Source organism: Streptomyces luteolifulvus, from assembly GCF_008806595.1.
GTDB lineage: Bacteria > Actinomycetota > Actinomycetes > Streptomycetales > Streptomycetaceae > Streptomyces > Streptomyces luteolifulvus.
Map to the genome: position 1 here is coordinate 68,113 of NZ_VZRB01000026.1, position 16,550 is coordinate 84,662.

Below are 16,550 nucleotides of genomic sequence, written 5' to 3' on the forward strand. Positions count from 1 at the left end.
CGTCAACCGTACGTGAGCGCCGCCGCTGCGGGCAGGCCGTGCCGTGGCGGCCGCCGGGACCTGTCCTCACCGCAGCCGCATCCCGCGAGCGCGGTCGCGGCCCTGTCCAGTGCCGCCTGGGCCGCCTGCGGGTCCGTCGTGCCGGAGGCGAGGAACGCGAAGGCGAGGAGGCGGCCGTCCTGGTCGACGACCGTTCCGGCCAGGGAGTTCACCCCGGTCAGGGTGCCTGTCTTGGCTCGTACGACGCCTGCGGCGCCGTCGGTGTAGCGGCTGCTCAGGGTTCCCGTGAAGCCGGCCACGGGGAGGCCGGTGAGGACCGGGCGGAGTTCGGGGAGGGCGGGGTCGCCGGCCTTGACGAGCAGCTCAGTGAGCAGGCCGGCGGTGAGACGGTCGGAGCGGTCGAGGCCGCTGCCGTCGTGGAACTCGGTGCCGGATAGGGGCAGTCCGAGCTTCTTCAGCCGGTCGCCGATCGCGGCGGCGCCGCCGGCGAAGTCGGCGCGCTTTCCGGTCGCCAGGGCGGTGTGGCGGGCGAGGGCCTCGGCGATGTCGTTGTCGCTGTTGGTGAGCATGCGTTCGACGAGGTCGGACAGCGGCGGCGAGGAGACGGCGGCGAGGGTCTTCGCCCGGCCGGTGGCCCGGGCGGGGCCTGCGGCGGTCGCCCTGATGCCGCGGTCGCCGAGGAACGCCGCGAACTTGGCGGCGGCGTCGGCCGCCGGATCCGGCACACGGGCCGCCGGGCCGCTCGTGGAGTCGTCCGTGCGGCCCTCGTCGGCCATGAGGGCGCTGACCGGGGCGAGGTTGTCGTTGACCCCGATGGGGTGCATACGGGCGCCCGCGAAAAGGGTGGTGTCGTACGAGAGGGCCACCTCGCGGACGTCGCGCTTCTTGAGGGCCGCCGCCGTCCGGTCGGCGAGTGTGCGCAGGCCGGCCCAGCCCTCGGCGTTCTTCTGGGCGGTGAGGGTGGGGTCCCCGGCGCCGACGAGGACGAGTCCGCCGGTGCCGGGTTCCAGGGCGGTGCGGGTGATGAGGCGGTGGTCTGCGCCCAGGGCGGACAGGGCGGCGACACCGGTGGCGATCTTGGTGGTGGAGGCGGGGGTCAGCGAGGCGCCGGCGGCGGTGCCGTAGAGGCGCTTGCCGGTGGCGACGTCCACGACCACGGCGGCCCGGCGCGAACCGAGTGCCGCGTCCGTCAGCAGCGGGTCCAGGACACCGGCGAGGGCCTGCGCGTCCGGAGCGGAACCGGTGCTGCCCGCGCTGCCGGCGGAGCCGCCGAGGCCGGTGAGGACGGAGGCCGCGCTGGGGGCCGGCCGGGGCGCCGGGGGCGTGGAACCCGGCCCGGCGGCACGGCCGTGAGATGTGCCACCCGCGCCCTCCCAGGCGGCTGCCCGGTCCCGCTCCGCCGTACGCTGACCGGAGGAGTCCCAGGGACCGGCGGCGGTCACCACCGCGGCGGCCAGCGCCAGCCCGGCGGTGGCGGCGCCGGCGGTGTACTGCCAGGTCTTCGGCCTCGTGATCCGCGCGACCTGCGGTCCCGTGGCCCGTGCGATCCGCGCCACCTGCGGTTTCGCGGTCCTCGCGAGCCGTGTGATCTGCGGTTTCGCGGCCGCCGCGGCCCGTGCCAGTCGCGGTCGTACGGCGTTCGCGGCCCGCACCATGTGCGGTCTCGCGGTCCGCCAAGGCCTCAGCTCTGGCACGATCACCAGCCCCTTTCGCGATCACACACGTGCGTGAGGGACACTTAACCACCAGAACTATGTGCTGATCATGGAGGAGCCACCGGTGGAGTTCGACGTCACGATCGAGATTCCGAAGGGTTCGCGGAACAAGTACGAGGTGGACCACGAGACCGGTCGGATCCGCCTGGACCGTCGCCTCTTCACCTCGACCAGCTACCCGGCCGACTACGGCTTCGTCGAGAACACCCTCGGCGAGGACGGCGACCCGCTGGACGCGCTGGTCATCCTGGACGAGCCGACCTTCCCCGGCTGTCTGATCCAGTGCCGTGCGATCGGCATGTTCCGGATGACGGACGAGGCCGGCGGCGACGACAAGCTGCTCTGCGTGCCCGCACACGACCCGCGGGTCGAGCACCTGCGCGACATCCACCACGTGTCCGAGTTCGACCGCCTGGAGATCCAGCACTTCTTCGAGGTGTACAAGGACCTGGAGCCCGGCAAGTCCGTCGAGGGCGCCAACTGGGTGGGCCGCACCGACGCCGAGGCCGAGATCGAGCGGTCCTACAAGCGCTTCAAGGAGCAGGGCGGTCACTGAGCCCTGAGCCGTCTCACGGGCCGCACGCGTACGCGTGCGGCCCGTTTGCGTATCTGTGCGCATACTGGGCTGCCGAACCGTCGTACAGGGAGCGCTGCGCAGTGACGGACGCGGAGAACCGCAAGCCGCGATCGGACGAGGCGCGGAGTGTGTTCGCACCTCCGGGACCTCCGGCGGCGGACGGCGAGTCGTCGACGACGTCCGAGTTCGCCGTGCCCGACGGGCTCGCCGTCCCGCAGCAGCCCGGGGCCGAATCCGAGGGGTCCGCCTTCAGCCCGCCGCGTACCTACAGCGCCCGGCAGGCCCCGCCGGCCTTCACGCCGCCGGTCGGCATCCCCGCGGTGAGCCTGACCAAGGACCTGCCCTGGCAGGACCGGATGCGCACGATGCTGCGGATGCCGGTGGCCGAGCGGCCCGCGCCGGAGCCGGTGCAGAAGGCGGAGGAGGAGGGCCCGGCCGTCCCGCGCGTGCTCGACCTGACGCTGCGCATCGGCGAGCTGCTGCTGGCGGGCGGCGAGGGCGCGGAGGACGTGGAGGCGGCGATGTTCGCGGTCTGCCGCTCCTACGGCCTCGACCGCTGCGAACCGACCGTCACCTTCACCCTGCTGTCGATCTCCTACCAGCCGTCCCTGGTCGACGACCCGGTGACGGCGTCGCGGACCGTGCGCCGCCGGGGCACCGACTACACGCGTCTCGCGGCCGTGTTCCGGCTGGTGGACGACCTCAGCGACCCGGAGACCCATATCTCCCTGGAGGAGGCCTACCGGCGGCTCGCGGAGATCCGCCGCAACCGGCACCCGTATCCGACCTGGGTGCTGACCTCGGCGAGCGGCCTGCTCGCGGGCGCGGCCTCGGTGCTGGTCGGCGGTGATCTGGTCGTGTTCGTCGCGGCCGCGCTCGGCGCGATGCTCGGCGACCGGCTGGCGTGGCTGTGCGCGGGGCGCGGGCTGCCGGAGTTCTACCAGTTCATGGTGGCCGCGCTGCCGCCCGGCGCGATCGGGGTCGCGCTGACGCTGGCACATGTGGACGTGGAGGCGTCCGCGGTGATCACCGGTGGGCTGTTCGCGCTGCTGCCGGGACGGGCGCTGGTGGCGGGCGTCCAGGACGGGCTGACCGGCTTCTACATCACGGCGGCCGCGCGCCTGCTGGAGGTCATGTACTTCTTCGTCGGCATCGTCATCGGCGTGCTGGTGATGCTCTACGTCGGTGTGCAGGTGGGCGCCCATCTCCGTCCGGACGCGGCACTGGGCCTCGCCGAGCGGCCGCTGTGGCAGATCGGCGCCTCGATGCTGCTGTCCCTGACCTTCGCCGTGCTCCTTCAGCAGGAGCGGTCCACCGTGCTGGCGGTGACGCTGAACGGGGGTGTCGCGTGGTCGGTGTACGGCGCGATGCACTACGCCGGCGGGATCTCACCGGTGGCGTCCACGGCCGCCGCGGCGGGGCTGGTGGGGTTGTTCGGGCAGCTGCTGGCGCGGTACCGGTTCGCTTCGGCGCTGCCGTACACCACCGCGGCGATCGGGCCCCTGCTGCCGGGGTCCGCCACGTATTTCGGGCTGTTGTCGATCGCTCAGAACGAGGTGGACAAGGGGTTGGTGTCGCTGACCAAGGCGGTGGCGCTGGCCATGGCCATCGCGATCGGGGTGAATCTGGGGTCCGAGATCTCGCGGCTGTTCCTGCGGATCGGGTCCGTGGAGAAGCGGCGGGCCGCCAAGCGGACACGGGGCTTCTAGCGCCGCCGCACAGCGTCACGGCCCCGCACCCCTTGGGGGCGCGCCTCAGTAGCCCTCGTTGTAGGGGTACTGGTTGTTCTGCTGCTGGTTGTACGGCTGTTGGGCGTAGCCCTGGGGGTACTGCTGGACGTAGGGCTGCTGGGGCGGCTCGGCGTAGTGCTGCCGGCCGTGGTTGCCGTACTGCTGGTGGTTGTTGTTCTGGGGGTCGTCGGTCGGCGGGATACGGCGCAGGCGGGTCGTGGCGTCGTCCATGAGCGGCGGCTGCTGCTGAGGGGTCGCCGGGGCCTGGGCCGCGGCGCGCTTCTTCTTGGAGCGCTCGCGCAGGTACTCGATGGCGATCGGCACCACGGAGACCAGGACGATCAGGACGAGGATCGCCTCGACGTTCTTCTTGATGACGTCGATCTGGCCGAGCCAGTAGCCGGCGAGCGTGACGCCGGTGCCCCAGGCCACGCCGCCGATGACGTTGTACGTGAGGAACGTGCGGTACTTCATACGGCCGGCGCCCGCCACGATGGGCGCGAACGTGCGGACGATCGGCACGAAACGGGCCAGGACGATCGCCTTGGGGCCGTACCTCTCCATGAACTCGTGGGCCTTGTCCAGGTTCTCCTGTTTGAAGAGCCTGGAGTTCGGCCGGTTGAAGATCTTCGGGCCGAAGAACTTGCCGATCATGTAGCCCACCTGGTCACCGAGGACGGCGGCCAGCACGATCAGGAAGCAGACGAGCCACAGCGGCTGGCTGATGTACTGCCCCTGGGCCACGAACAGGCCCGCGGTGAACAGCAGCGAGTCGCCCGGCAGGAAGGCGAAGAGCCCCGACTCGGCGAAGACGATCAGCAGGATGCCGGCCAGGCTGAAGGTCTCGATCAGATAGTCGGGACTGATCCACTCGGGGCCGAGCGCAAGGGTGGTCACGGGTTTGTGGCTCCTGCTGGGAAGGCGGGCTGGGTCGGGCTGCCCCAAAAGTATCAACGCGGCACCGGGGGCCCAGGTTCCAATGGCTCTCCCAGGATGCACTGTGCCCCTGCTGGGACAAAGCTGAGAGCCATGAGCATCGAAGAGTACGGCGGCGGTCAGGGCCCCGAGCCCGACGTCCTCGTAGTGACCACGAACGACGTACCCGGCCACCGTGTGCAGTCGGTCCTCGGTGAGGTCTTCGGGCTGACCGTGCGCTCACGGCACCTGGGCAGCCAGATCGGCGCGGGTCTGAAGTCGATGATCGGCGGTGAGCTCAAGGGGCTCACCAAGACGCTGGTGCAGACCCGGAACCAGGCCATGGAGCGGCTCGTCGAGCAGGCACGCGCGCGGGGCGCGAACGCCGTGCTGATGTTCCGCTTCGACGTCACCGAGGCGGCCGACGTGGGCACGGAGGTGTGCGCGTACGGCACGGCGGTGGTCCTGGCCCGGGAGTAGCCCTCTCCCGGACCGGGTTCCTACGCGGTCCTGCGGGCGGCGTTGGCCAGGATCGCCTCCTTGAGGTGTTCGGCGAGGCCGGGGCGCACGGCGTCGTAGTGGGCCTTGAAGCGGTCGTCGGCGACGTACATCTCGGCCAGGCCCGTGTGGAGTTCGTACGAGCACGCGTAGAACCATGTGCAGATGTGCTGCCGGTGTTCCTCGGCCAGGTCCGTCGCCGCGTCGCCGGACGGCGGCTCACCGGCGTCCACGAGGGCGGCGTAGCGCTCGCCCCACGCGGCCGCTTCGGCCTGCAGGCGTTTCCAGTCGTCCTTGGTGTAGCGGGCGACCCGGCGCTGCGACTCGGCGTAGGGCTCGGTACCGCCCCAGCGCTGCTCCGCCTCCTGCGCGTACTGCTCGGGGTTCTGGTCGCCGAAGACCTCGAACCTCTCCTCGGGCGTGAGGTTGATGCCCATCGTGCGTGCCTCCATGGCGTGCTCCACGGCCGCCGCCATCTTCTGCAGCTTCTCGATCCGGGCGGTCAGCAGTTCGTGCTGGCGGCGCAGGTGCGCGCGCGGGTCTGCTCTTCCGGTGGCCTGATCGTCGAGCAGGGCGGCGACCTCTTCGAGCGGGAAGCCGAGCTCCCGGTAGAACAGGATCTGCTGCAGCCGGTCGAGGTCGGCGTCGTTGTAGCGCCGGTGGCCCGCGTGGCTGCGCTCACTCGGGGCGAGCAGGCCGATGTCGTCGTAGTGGTGCAGGGTGCGCACCGTGACCCCGGCGAAGCCGGCGACCTGTCCCACGGAGTAGCTCACTTCGTCCGCTCCCTTCTCGGTACGACTCCACGCTGACGCCTCACGCCACGTGAGGTGCAAGCCCGTTCACTCAAGATGTTCCGCCCGTTTTGCCCGCTTATGGTGACCCCGTGGCCCAGGACACCGCGCAGCAGGCGCCCACCGCCCCGGCGACCCCGGCGCGCGCCCTGCTGCCGCTGATCCTGCCTGCCCTTGTCGTGGGCGTCGGGGCGAGTCTGCTGCTGCTCGGGGTGGAGGCGGCGGCCGAACAGCTCCAGGACGTGCTGTGGCAGGACCTGCCGGACGCACTCGGGGTGGGCCGGTACTCCGCGCTGTGGATGCTGGTCGTGCTCACCTCGACCGGCGTCCTGGTGGGCCTCGTGGTGTGGAAGGTGCCGGGGCACGCGGGCCCCGACCCGGCCACCATCGGACTGAACGCTCCCGTGCTGCCGCCCGCCGTGCTGCCGGGGCTGCTGCTGGCGACGGCCCTGATGCTGGCGGGCGGGCCGAGCCTCGGCCCGGAGAACCCGGTCATCGCCGTGAACGCGGGGCTGGCGTTCTGGCTGGGCCGCAGGCTGTTTCCGCGCAGCCCGGGGGAAGGGTGGGTGGCGCTGGCGGAGGCGGCGACGATCGGTGCCCTCTTCGGCACTCCCGTCGCGGCGGCGCTGATCGTCTCCGAGGCGCTGGCCGGGCGCGCGGTACGGGGGCCGCTGTGGGACAGCGTCTTCGCACCGCTCGCCGCGGGCGCCGCGGGTGCCATCACCACCACCGTGGTGGCCGAACCGGCCTTCGACCTGCATCTGCCCCCGTTCGGACAGCCCGGCTGGAGCGATCTGCTGGCCGCGCTGGTGGTCGCGTCGGTGGCGGCGCTGCTCGGCATGTGCGCCGTGCACGCCTTCCCGTACGTCCACGGCGGCTTCGCCCGCCTCCGGCACCCGATGCTGGCGCTTCCGGTCGGCGGGCTGGTGCTGGGCCTTCTCGGCGCCCTGGGCGGCCATCTGACGCTCTTCAAGGGGCTGGAGGAGGTCGAGGAGCTGGCGCGCGATCCCGACGGCTGGTCGGCCGGGGAGTTCACCACGATGGCGGTGGTGAAGCTCGCCGCACTGGTCGTGGCCGCGTCCTGCGGCTTCCGGGGCGGGCGGATCTTCCCGTCGGTCTTCGTCGGCACCGCCTTCGGCCTCGGCGCCCATGCCCTGGTACCGGCCGTACAGCCGGCGCTCGGTGTCGCCGCGGGCGTCCTGGGCGTGCTCCTCGCCATCACCCGGCAGGGCTGGGTGAGCCTGTTCACGGCCGCCGTCCTGGTCTCCTCGCCCGCGATCCTCGCTCTTCTCTGCATCGCCTCGCTGCCCGCCTGGCTGCTGGTCACCGGCCGGCCGCAGATGCAGTTGCGCGCGGACGGAACCTCCGTCCGCTGATCCCCCGTTGAACCTCTCAAGGAGGCACGACATGCCGCTTCACAAAGGTCCCGAGAAGCCCGACGAGCGCCCGATGTCCGTCAACCCCTTCTTCGGCGAGGCGAATCCGGTCGGAGGCATGACCGAGGCCCCGCCCAAGCACCGGCTCCCCGACGCTCCCCTGCCGCCGATGACGGCGTATCAGGTGGTGCACGACGAGCTGATGCTGGACGGCAACGCCCGGCTGAACCTGGCGACGTTCGTCACCACGTGGATGGAACCGCAGGCCGGCGTCCTGATGGCGGAGTGCCGGGACAAGAACATGATCGACAAGGACGAGTACCCGCGCACGGCCGAGCTGGAGCGGCGCTGTGTGGCGATGCTCGCCGATCTGTGGAACGCGCCCGATCCGTCGTCGGCCGTGGGCTGTTCGACGACCGGGTCGAGCGAGGCGTGCATGCTCGCCGGGATGGCGCTCAAGCGCCGCTGGGCGCAGCGCAACGCCGACCGCTACCCCGCCGGCGACGTCCGCCCGAACCTCATCATGGGGGTCAACGTCCAGGTCTGCTGGGAGAAGTTCTGCAACTTCTGGGAGGTGGAGGCCCGCCTGGTGCCCATGGAGGGCGAGCGCTTCCACCTCGACCCGCAGGCGGCGGCGGAGCTGTGCGACGAGAACACCATCGGGGTCGTGGGCATCCTCGGCTCCACCTTCGACGGCTCGTACGAGCCGATCGCGGACCTCTGCTCCGCGCTGGACGACCTCCAGGAGCGGACCGGACTCGACATCCCGGTGCATGTCGACGGCGCGTCCGGCGCGATGGTCGCGCCCTTCCTGGACCAGGACCTGGTGTGGGACTTCCGCCTCCCGCGCGTGGCGTCGATCAACACCTCGGGGCACAAGTACGGGCTCGTCTACCCGGGGGTCGGCTGGGCGCTGTGGCGGGACAAGGAGGCGCTGCCCGAGGAGCTCGTCTTCCGCGTCAACTACCTGGGCGGCGACATGCCGACCTTCGCGCTGAACTTCTCGCGCCCCGGCGCGCAGGTGGCGGCGCAGTACTACACGTTCCTGCGGCTGGGCCGCGAGGGCTACCGGTCCGTTCAGCAGACCACACGGAACGTGGCCCGGAGCATCGCCGACCGGGTGGAGGCGCTCGGCGACTTCCGGCTTCTGACCCGGGGCGACCAGCTGCCGGTGTTCGCCTTCACGACGGCGCCGGAGGTGAAGGCGTTCGACGTCTTCGACGTCTCCCGGCGGCTGCGCGAACGGGGCTGGCTGGTGCCGGCGTACACCTTCCCGCCCCACCGCGAGGACCTGTCCGTCCTGCGGATCGTGTGCCGCAACGGCTTCTCGACCGACCTCGCGGACCTGTTCCTGGACGATCTGAGCCAGCTCCTGCCGGAACTGCGCCGCCAGGACGGCCCCCTGGACCAGGAGAGGGGCGCCGCCACCGGGTTCCACCACTAGGGGGTCCCTCGGGCGGCGCCCCTGAAAGCCCTACCGGCTCAGGCGCGCGAACCGTCGTACCGCCAGGGGGAAGAACACCGCCAGCAGTGCGAGGGGCCAGGCGATTGCCGCCCATGCGTGCCCCGGCTCGCCGCCGGGGCCGCCGAGCAGGTCCCGGACCGCCGTGGCGGTGTGGGACATGGGGTTCCAGCCGACCACCGTGCCCAGCCAGCCGGGCATGGACTCGGGGAGGGCGAACGCGTTGGACAGGAAGCCGACCGGCCAGACCAGGATCTGCACGGCCTGCACCAGCTCCGGTTTTCCGGCCACCAGGGCGAGGTGAATGCCGATCCAGAGCATCGCGAAGCGGAAGAGCAGGAGGAGCCCCATCGCCGCGAGGAAGGCCCCCGGCCCGCCGTGCGCACGCCAGCCGAGCGCGTACCCGACGCCGGTCAGCACGGCCAGGCCCAGCGCCGACTGGAGCATGTCGGCGGCGGAACGGCCCACCAGAACGGCCCCGTTGGCCATCGGCATGGAACGGAAGCGGTCGATCACGCCCTTGTTGAGGTCCTGGGTGACGGCGAGCATCGTGCCCTCCAGGCCGAAGGCCATGGTGAGGGCGAGCATGCCGGGGACGAGATAGCCGAGGTAGTCGCCGTGCACACCCCGGCCGCCGCCGACGAGGTAGCCGAACATCATCAGCAGCATCACCGGGAAGGCGAGGGCGACGAGAACCTGCACGGGCTGCCGTGCCCAGTGGGCGAGTTCACGGCGGGTCATGGTCCAGGAGTCGGTCAGCGCGTAGGTGGTCACACGGCCTCCTTCGTACGGTCGTCCCGTCCCGTCAGATGCAGGAACACCTCGTCCAGCGTGGGCCGGCGCAGGGCGATGTCCTCGGCCTCGATGCCGGCCTCCTCCAAGGCGCGGACGACGCCGGAGAGCGCCGCCATGCGGTCGGTGACCGGTGCGCTGATCAGACGGCGGTCGCGGTCCGCGGAGACGTCCTCCTTCGGGACGGGCAACAGGGCGACCGCCGCGCCCAGTTGTCCCGGGTGGCGCAGGACCACGTCGATGCGGTCGCCGCCCGTGTCCGCCTTCAGTTCGTCCGCCGTGCCGTCGGCGATGACCCGGCCGCGGTCGACCACCGAGATACGGTCGGCGAGCTGGTCGGCCTCTTCCAGGTACTGGGTGGTGAGCAGGACCGTCGTACCGCCGCCGACCAGGGAGCGGACCGCGGACCAGACCTCGGCGCGGCCGCGCGGATCGAGGCCGGTCGTGGGTTCGTCCAGGAACAGCACCTCCGGTTCGGTGATCAGGGACGCAGCGAGGTCCAGACGGCGCCGCATCCCGCCGCTGTAGGCGCGGACCGGCTTGCGGCCGGTGTCGCCGAGACCGAAGCGGTCCAGAAGCTCACCGGCCCGCACGCGCGCGTGCCGGGCGCCCAGGTGGTAGAGGCGGCCGAACATCTCCAGGTTCTGGCGGCCGCCGAGCTCCTCGTCCAGGGCCGCGTGCTGGCCGAGCAGGCCGATGCGGAAGCGCACCGCCTGGGCCTCGGTCACGATGTCGTGCCCGGCCACCTGGATCCGGCCCGCGTCCGGCCGCAGCAGGGTGGCCAGGATCCTGACCAGGGTCGTCTTGCCCGCGCCGTTGGGCCCGAGCACTCCGTGCACCGTGCCGCGGGCGACCCGGAGGTCGAGCCCGTCCAGTGCCGTCCTGTCTCCGTACGTCTTGTGAACGCCTTCGACGGTGATCGCCGTGTCGGCCACGTGCCCGCACTCCCTCCCTAGTCAAACTTGACTACCTATGGAACGTAACGCACTCGAAGTGATTGGTCAAACTTGATTAGCGTGCATCTCCCGGATGCCGCTCCCCCGTCGCATACGGGTTCTCCTCGCCCTCCGCCAGCACCCCGACGAAAGGCTCGCCCTCCCCGGCGAACGTGTACGCCCCGCCCTCGATCCGCTCGATCAGACCACCGGTCCACTCGGCCTCCGCGTCGGCGGTGTGGACCCAGAGGTTCATGATCTCCCCGATGTGACCGAGCTGTTCGGGCCCGCCCTCGGGGACGTAGTGCTCGGTCACCGCGGAACGCCACTCCTCGATACGGCGGATCCGCTCCTTCAGAAGAGCCACCGCCTCACCCCGCGGCAGGTCGAGCATGAAGCCGATGGCCGCCGACTTGACGTCCATGTTCTGGTCGTAGGAGGTCAGCGCCTCGCGCACCAGCCTGAGGTATTCCTCGGTGCCCTTGCCGGTGATCTCGTACTCCGTGCGCGGCGGGCCGCCGGCCGTGGACGGCGCGATCTCGTGCGCATGCAGCAGGCCCTGCTTCGCCAGCTGCTTGAGCGCGTGGTAGATCGAGCCGGGCTTGGCGTTGGACCACTCGTGCGCGCCCCAGTACTCCAGGTCGTTGCGCACCTGGTAGCCATGGGCCCGCCCGTGCTGGCGGACCGCGCCGAGCACGAGGAGACGGATCGCTGACATGCGGTCCAGCGTAGGACCCCGGGCGTCACCCCCAGGAGCTGCCCTGCTCCTGTGCCACCAGCTCGAACGCGGTCTTCCCGTCCAGCGACTCCCGGATGATGTCGGCGTGGCCCGCGTGCCGGGCCGTCTCACGGATCAGATGCAGGACCAGCCAGCGCACCGAGACCCTCTCGTCCGGCGGGAACCAGGGGTCGTTCGGCAGCGGGAAGGTGTCGTCCAGGCTGGGGACCGAGCGGACGTAGGCCTCCGTCTCGGCGGCGGCCTTCTCCCAGTACGCGAGCTGCTGCTCCACGCTCTCGCCCTCGACCAGGACGAAACACTCCTGCCAGGTCGACTCGTCCCGGTGGACGGCCGGCGGCTCGCCCTTGGCGCGGGCGACCCAGCCCTGTTCCACCTCGCCGACATGCTTGAGCAGGCCGGACAGCGAGAGGTCGCTGGCGCTGGGCTTGCTCGCGGCCTGCTCCTCGGTCAGCCCGAGCAGGGCCCGCCGGATACCGCCCCGCTGCTCCGCCAGGAAGGAGAGCAACGCCCCGCGCTCGTCGCCCTGCGCCTCTGCCCGCACGTGAGTGACCATGACCGGCTGCCTTTCGTAGGACTTCCCCTTGCCGACACCGACAAAGCTAGGGGCCCTTGCGGTCAGCTTCAGTCCGCAAGGGCCCGGTCCCACAAAAGACGGCGAAAGACTCAGAACGGGAACCCGCTCCGGCCGTGCTGCACCGAGATCCACTTCTGAGTGGTGAACGCGTCCAGCATCGTCTCGCCGTTGAGGCGGCCGACGCCGGAGTTCTTCTCGCCGCCGAAGGGGACGATCGGCTCGTCGTGGACGGTGCCGTCGTTCACATGGAACATGCCGGTGTCGATCTGCTTGGCGAAGTTCACGCCGCGCTCGATGTCACCCGTGTGGACGGCACCGCTGAGGCCGTACGGGGTGTCGTTGACGAGGCGTACGGCCTCCTCCTCGCCGTCGAACGGGATGAGGTAGGCGACCGGGCCGAACAGCTCCTGCTGGAGCAGGGCGGAGTCGGCGGGGATGCCGGTCAGGACGGAGGGCTCGACCAGGTTGTCGGTGGTCGCGCCGTGCACCAGCGCCGTGGCGCCCTCGGCGATCGCCTGCTCGACGGCGGACGAGATGGCGTCCGCCTGGGAGGAGTTGATGACCGGGCCGATGACGGTCTCGGGGTCGCGCGGGTCGCCGGCCTTCAGGGTCCTGACCTTGGCCACGAACTTCTCGGTGAACTCGTCCGCGACCGAGCGGTCGACCAGCACACGGTTGGCGGCCATGCAGACCTGGCCCTGGTGGACGTACCGGCTGAAGACGGCCGCGTCGACCGCGTAGTCGAGGTCGGCGTCGTCGAGGACCACCAGCGCGCTGTTGCCGCCGAGTTCGAGGACCGAGCGCTTGAAGTGCGAGGCGCAGACCGTGGCGACATGGCGGCCGACCTTGTCGGAGCCGGTGAAGGAGATGACCTTCGGGACCGGGTGCTCGATGAAGGCGTCGCCGATCTCCGCGATGTCGGTGACGACGACGTTGAGCAGACCGCCGGGCAGGCCGGCCTCCTCGAGGACCTTCGCGACCAGGGTGCCGCCGACGATCGGGGTGTTCTGGTGCGGCTTGAGCACCACGGCGTTGCCGAGGGCCAGGGCGGGCGCCACCGACTTGATCGACAGCAGGAACGGGAAGTTGAAGGGGCTGACGACGCCCACGACACCGACCGGCACGCGGTAGACGCGGTTCTCCTTGCCGTCGATCGGCGACGGGATGATGCGGCCCTCGGGGCGCAGCGCCAGATGGATCGCCTCGCGCAGGAACTCCTTGGCGAGGTGGAGCTCGAAGCCGGCCTTCAGCCGGGTGCCGCCGAGCTCGGCGATGATCGCCTCGGCGATCTCCTCCTCGCGCTCCTCGATCACTCTGAGTGCCTTCTCGAAGACCGCGCGGCGGGCGTAGGCGTTGGTCGCCGCCCACTCCTTCTGGGCGCGCGCGGCGGCCCGGTAGGCGTCGTCGACCTCCTCGACCGTGGCTATCGTGATCGACGCCAGCTTCTCGCCGTCGTACGGGTTGAAGTCGATGATGTCCCAGGACCCTGTGCCCGGGCGCCACTCACCGTCGATGTACTGCTGGGCCAGATCGGTGAAGTAGGACGACGACATGTGATCCCTCAATCCCAACATACTTAACGGTCTGATCACACGTCATCGTACTTGTGTTTCAAGTGAGTTGTGGTGTTCGCACGGGATCCGCCAACAGACCAGCGGAGAACTTCCCCAGGACAGCGGGGTGAATTCTCAGGACAGCTGAAGCAGCCCGCGCAGCAGGTCCCTGCTCTCGTCCGGACCCGGGCTGTCGTGCTGCAGTTCCTTCAGCGCCTTCTCGTACTGGGCGACGTCCTCGTGCTTGTCCAGGTACAGCGCACTGGTGAGCTGCTCCAGGTACACGACGTCCGACAGATCGGACTCCGGGAAGCTGAGGATCGTGAACGCACCGGACTCGCCGGAGTGGCCGCCGAAGCTGAACGGCATGATCTGCAGCCGTACGTTGGGCCGTTCGGAGAGCTCGATCAGGTGCTGCAGCTGGCCGCGCATCACCTCGCGGTCGCCATACGGCCGGCGCAGGGCCGCCTCGTCCAGGACGATGTGGAACTCGGGGGCGCCCTCCGAGAGGAGGTACTTCTGCCGCTCCAGGCGCAGCGCCACACGCCGGTCGACGTCCTCCTCGCTCGCGCCCTTCATCCCGCGCCGCACCACCGCGCGGGCATAGGCCGGGGTCTGCAGCAGCCCGTGCACGAACTGGACCTCGTAGGCGCGGATGAGGGAGGCGGCGCCCTCCAGGCCCACATAGGTGGGGAACCAGCTGGGCAGCACGTCCGAGTAACTGTGCCACCAGCCCGCGACGTTGGCCTCTCTGGCGAGGGAGAGCAGCGAGTTGCGTTCCGTCTCGTCGGTGATGCCGTACAGCGTCAGCAGGTCTTCGACGTCCCGCGTCTTGAAGCTCACCCGGCCCAACTCCATCCGGCTGATCTTCGACTCGGACGCGCGGATCGAATATCCCGCTGCTTCGCGCGTGATGCCACGCGCCTCACGCAGCCGCCTGAGTTGCGAGCCGAGCAGCATGCGCCGCACCACCGATCCGGGCTCTCCCGCGCTCACGTTCGCCAGCCTCCCCAACCGTCTTAGGGGCCAAAGTCTGCCACTAAATCACTCCGAGCAGTACTCGTCCGATTACAGAGATGGAAAGAAGCCAAAGTTTCCGCACAGGATGTGGGTGGGTCGCGGGGAGGAAGGGGCGAGCGCAGCCCTCGAATATGGCGGAAAAAATGGCCAACAAGTGGTACGGGAGGGTCCAATTCGGTCGCGTGCACGTGCATCTGCCCTTGCATCTGCAGTACGCATCCGAAACCATGGTCCCGCGCAACCGCTGCATCGCACCGACCGCGAATTCCCGGGAGTGCCTCGCATGGGGACGAATGGATCGACCATGCTCGAGCCGTTACGGCAGGGCCTTCCGCCGCTCGACCCCGCAGCCGTGTCCGGCGCCGCCTCCTGTGCTCTGCCCGCCCGCTACGAAGCGGTGCGCGACGCACGGCAGTTCACCCGCAGAACGCTGGACCAGTGGGAGCTGGACGACCGCTTCGACGACGTGTGTCTCGTGGTCTCCGAACTCGTCACCAACGCGCTGCGGCACGCGCTGCCGGCCAACACCCCGCGCGTACCGGAGCAGAACCAGCCCGTGCGGCTGCATCTGCTGCGCTGGACCGAGCGGCTGGTGTGCGCGGTGCGCGACCCCAGTCACGACAGCCCCGTGACGCGCGCGACGGACGACTTCTCGGCGGAGTCCGGCCGTGGGCTGTTCCTTGTCGACTCCTTCGCCGACAGCTGGGGCTGGCACCCGCTCGCCGGCACGCTGGGCGGCAAGGTCGTCTGGGCGCTGTTCCTCCTGGAGCAGCAGTCGGCCGAATGACGAACCGCGGCGCCTTCTGACGCCGCGGTTCTACGCGCGTTACGCTCTGCGTCCGGGCCGTCGCGGCCCGGGATCAGCCCGAGATCAGATGGTCGAACTCGCCGTCCTTGATGCCCAGGAGCATCGCCTCGATCTCCGCGCGCGTGTAGACGAGCGCGGGACCGTCGGGAAAGCGGGAGTTGCGCACGGCCACGTCTCCGCCGGGCAGCCGGGCGAACTCCACGCAGGATCCCTGCGAGTTGCTGTGCCGGCTCTTCTGCCAGGCCACCCCCCGCAGATGCGTGGCCGCCATGCCGTTGTGCACGTCGATCACGTTGTACTCCCCGTACACGCCGTCAACGTCGTGGTCCACAGGTCGCTCCCCGGTGGTGCACTGGCTGGTGTGGCCATTGATGCAGTACTCAACAGACCCGGATCATAGCCCTGTTCACGTGCAGATGCATGGGCAGATGCACGTGCACGCCGGGTGGCCCTGCGATTACAGGTTTGACGATCGCTTCACCGAATGCGTTCCGCGTCTGCCCCGGGCTTGCCGTGCATGCGACCGCCCCTACTGGAAACAGACGTACGCAGCGGCCTTCGTGTTCCACCATCCAAGTGAGGGGCCAGTCCGCAGGGTTGGCCGGATGGGCGTCCCACCGGCGGACCGACGGCATCCGTTCGATGACGTCAGCGCGAATCTCCGCCTCGGTATCACCCCCGCGCAGGCGGGAGCGGGGCCGGGCGTGGGCCCCGCCGTGTGACTCATGTCATGTCATCGTCGGGCACCCGGTCGAGCAGACCGCCGCGGTGCCGCCTCCGGGCGGTAGACGCGAGTCGGCCGGATCGCCGGAGGCCGCCGGGGCCCCCCTCCTCGGCGACTGCCGTACGCCAGCAGCGCCGCGTCCCGCGCGTTCTTGCGAGTTGCGTGGGCAGCCGCATGACGCCCGTGCCACGTCCGTGCCCCGCGCGTACGCAATCGCGACCGGATCGACGGACGGCCGCGCGGCTGCTTCCGGGCGTTCGGGCCGGCCCGGAGGTGTCTGCGGGGTAGGCGCATGCCGGTATCTGCAGCAGTCGGTCACGGCCGGCCCGGGGGTACGCAAG

At 70.4% G+C, this 16,550-nt stretch carries 16 protein-coding genes and 1 pseudogene; 7 read left to right on the top strand and 10 right to left on the bottom strand.

The annotated features are described in order from the left end of the window. Positions 1–2: 2 nt before the first annotated feature. Positions 3–1,655 (bottom strand): D-alanyl-D-alanine carboxypeptidase/D-alanyl-D-alanine endopeptidase, encoded by a 1,653-nt coding sequence (gene dacB / locus F7R91_RS30075; RefSeq protein ID WP_150953974.1) that lies wholly within the window; start codon positions 1,653–1,655, stop codon positions 3–5. A 124-nt stretch (positions 1,656–1,779) separates the two neighbouring features. On the opposite strand from dacB, the gene F7R91_RS30080 reads away from it, so the two are divergent. Both F7R91_RS30080 and F7R91_RS30085 read left to right on the top strand, forming a co-directional pair. Further along, positions 1,780–2,271: an inorganic diphosphatase gene (locus F7R91_RS30080; RefSeq protein ID WP_003991985.1), complete on the top strand. Its 492-nt coding sequence runs from the start codon at positions 1,780–1,782 to the stop codon at positions 2,269–2,271. A 101-nt stretch (positions 2,272–2,372) separates the two neighbouring features. Next, positions 2,373–4,001 carry a threonine/serine exporter family protein gene (locus F7R91_RS30085; RefSeq protein ID WP_150953833.1) on the top strand — a complete coding sequence of 543 codons (1,629 nt, stop codon included), beginning with the start codon at positions 2,373–2,375 and terminating at the stop codon, positions 3,999–4,001. Positions 4,002–4,046: 45 nt separating this feature from the next. Here F7R91_RS30085 and F7R91_RS30090 read toward each other — a convergent pair whose 3' ends face one another. After that, positions 4,047–4,919 (bottom strand): DedA family protein, encoded by an 873-nt coding sequence (locus tag F7R91_RS30090; RefSeq protein WP_150953835.1) that lies wholly within the window; start codon positions 4,917–4,919, stop codon positions 4,047–4,049. Between the two features lie 132 nt (positions 4,920–5,051). Between F7R91_RS30090 and F7R91_RS30095 the strand changes: the two genes are divergently transcribed. Beyond that, positions 5,052–5,417: a YbjQ family protein gene (locus tag F7R91_RS30095; protein WP_150953838.1), complete on the top strand. Its 366-nt coding sequence runs from the start codon at positions 5,052–5,054 to the stop codon at positions 5,415–5,417. 20 nt (positions 5,418–5,437) lie between these two features. Here the strand turns inward: F7R91_RS30095 and F7R91_RS30100 are convergent, their stop codons facing one another. Then, entirely contained in the window at positions 5,438–6,208 is a 771-nt protein-coding gene (locus F7R91_RS30100) for a MerR family transcriptional regulator (RefSeq protein ID WP_150953841.1), read from the bottom strand. Between the two features lie 110 nt (positions 6,209–6,318). On the opposite strand from F7R91_RS30100, the gene F7R91_RS30105 reads away from it, so the two are divergent. Then, on the top strand, positions 6,319–7,602 hold the full coding sequence (locus F7R91_RS30105; RefSeq protein ID WP_150953844.1) for an ion channel protein: 1,284 nt from the start codon (positions 6,319–6,321) through the stop codon (positions 7,600–7,602). A gap of 31 nt (positions 7,603–7,633) precedes the next feature. Then, positions 7,634–9,046: a glutamate decarboxylase gene (locus tag F7R91_RS30110; protein WP_150953847.1), complete on the top strand. Its 1,413-nt coding sequence runs from the start codon at positions 7,634–7,636 to the stop codon at positions 9,044–9,046. A gap of 30 nt (positions 9,047–9,076) precedes the next feature. Here the strand turns inward: F7R91_RS30110 and F7R91_RS30115 are convergent, their stop codons facing one another. The 6 genes from F7R91_RS30115 to F7R91_RS30140 all read right to left on the bottom strand — a co-directional run bounded on the left by F7R91_RS30115 (position 9,077) and on the right by F7R91_RS30140 (position 14,617). Beyond that, entirely contained in the window at positions 9,077–9,838 is a 762-nt protein-coding gene (locus tag F7R91_RS30115; RefSeq protein ID WP_225320861.1) for an ABC transporter permease, read from the bottom strand. Beyond that, the gene (locus tag F7R91_RS30120; protein ID WP_150953850.1) at positions 9,835–10,791 is read right to left on the bottom strand and encodes an ATP-binding cassette domain-containing protein; all 957 of its coding nucleotides are present in this window, start codon (positions 10,789–10,791) and stop codon (positions 9,835–9,837) included. The genes F7R91_RS30115 and F7R91_RS30120 overlap by 4 nt, the downstream gene beginning before the upstream one ends. Before the next feature lie 76 nt (positions 10,792–10,867). Next, positions 10,868–11,509 carry a PadR family transcriptional regulator gene (locus tag F7R91_RS30125; RefSeq protein ID WP_150953854.1) on the bottom strand — a complete coding sequence of 214 codons (642 nt, stop codon included), beginning with the start codon at positions 11,507–11,509 and terminating at the stop codon, positions 10,868–10,870. 25 nt (positions 11,510–11,534) lie between these two features. Further along, positions 11,535–12,083, bottom strand: a complete 549-nt coding sequence (locus F7R91_RS30130) for a DinB family protein (protein WP_150953857.1) — start codon at positions 12,081–12,083, stop codon at positions 11,535–11,537. A gap of 110 nt (positions 12,084–12,193) precedes the next feature. Continuing rightward, the gene (locus F7R91_RS30135; RefSeq protein WP_150953860.1) at positions 12,194–13,657 is read right to left on the bottom strand and encodes an aldehyde dehydrogenase family protein; all 1,464 of its coding nucleotides are present in this window, start codon (positions 13,655–13,657) and stop codon (positions 12,194–12,196) included. Between the two features lie 135 nt (positions 13,658–13,792). After that, positions 13,793–14,617, bottom strand: coding sequence for a helix-turn-helix domain-containing protein (locus F7R91_RS30140; RefSeq protein ID WP_150953980.1), 825 nt, complete (start codon positions 14,615–14,617; stop codon positions 13,793–13,795). 343 nt (positions 14,618–14,960) lie between these two features. On the opposite strand from F7R91_RS30140, the gene F7R91_RS30150 reads away from it, so the two are divergent. Next, entirely contained in the window at positions 14,961–15,464 is a 504-nt protein-coding gene (locus tag F7R91_RS30150) for an ATP-binding protein (protein ID WP_161067561.1), read from the top strand. 73 nt (positions 15,465–15,537) lie between these two features. Here F7R91_RS30150 and F7R91_RS30155 read toward each other — a convergent pair whose 3' ends face one another. Next, complete coding sequence (locus tag F7R91_RS30155) at positions 15,538–15,816, bottom strand: DUF397 domain-containing protein (protein WP_191971691.1); 279 nt, start codon at positions 15,814–15,816, stop codon at positions 15,538–15,540. A 545-nt stretch (positions 15,817–16,361) separates the two neighbouring features. Here F7R91_RS30155 and F7R91_RS43065 point away from each other — a divergent pair. After that, positions 16,362–16,498: pseudogene (locus tag F7R91_RS43065) on the top strand (30S ribosomal protein S14); the annotation flags it as partial. Between the last annotated feature and the right edge of the window lie 52 nt (positions 16,499–16,550).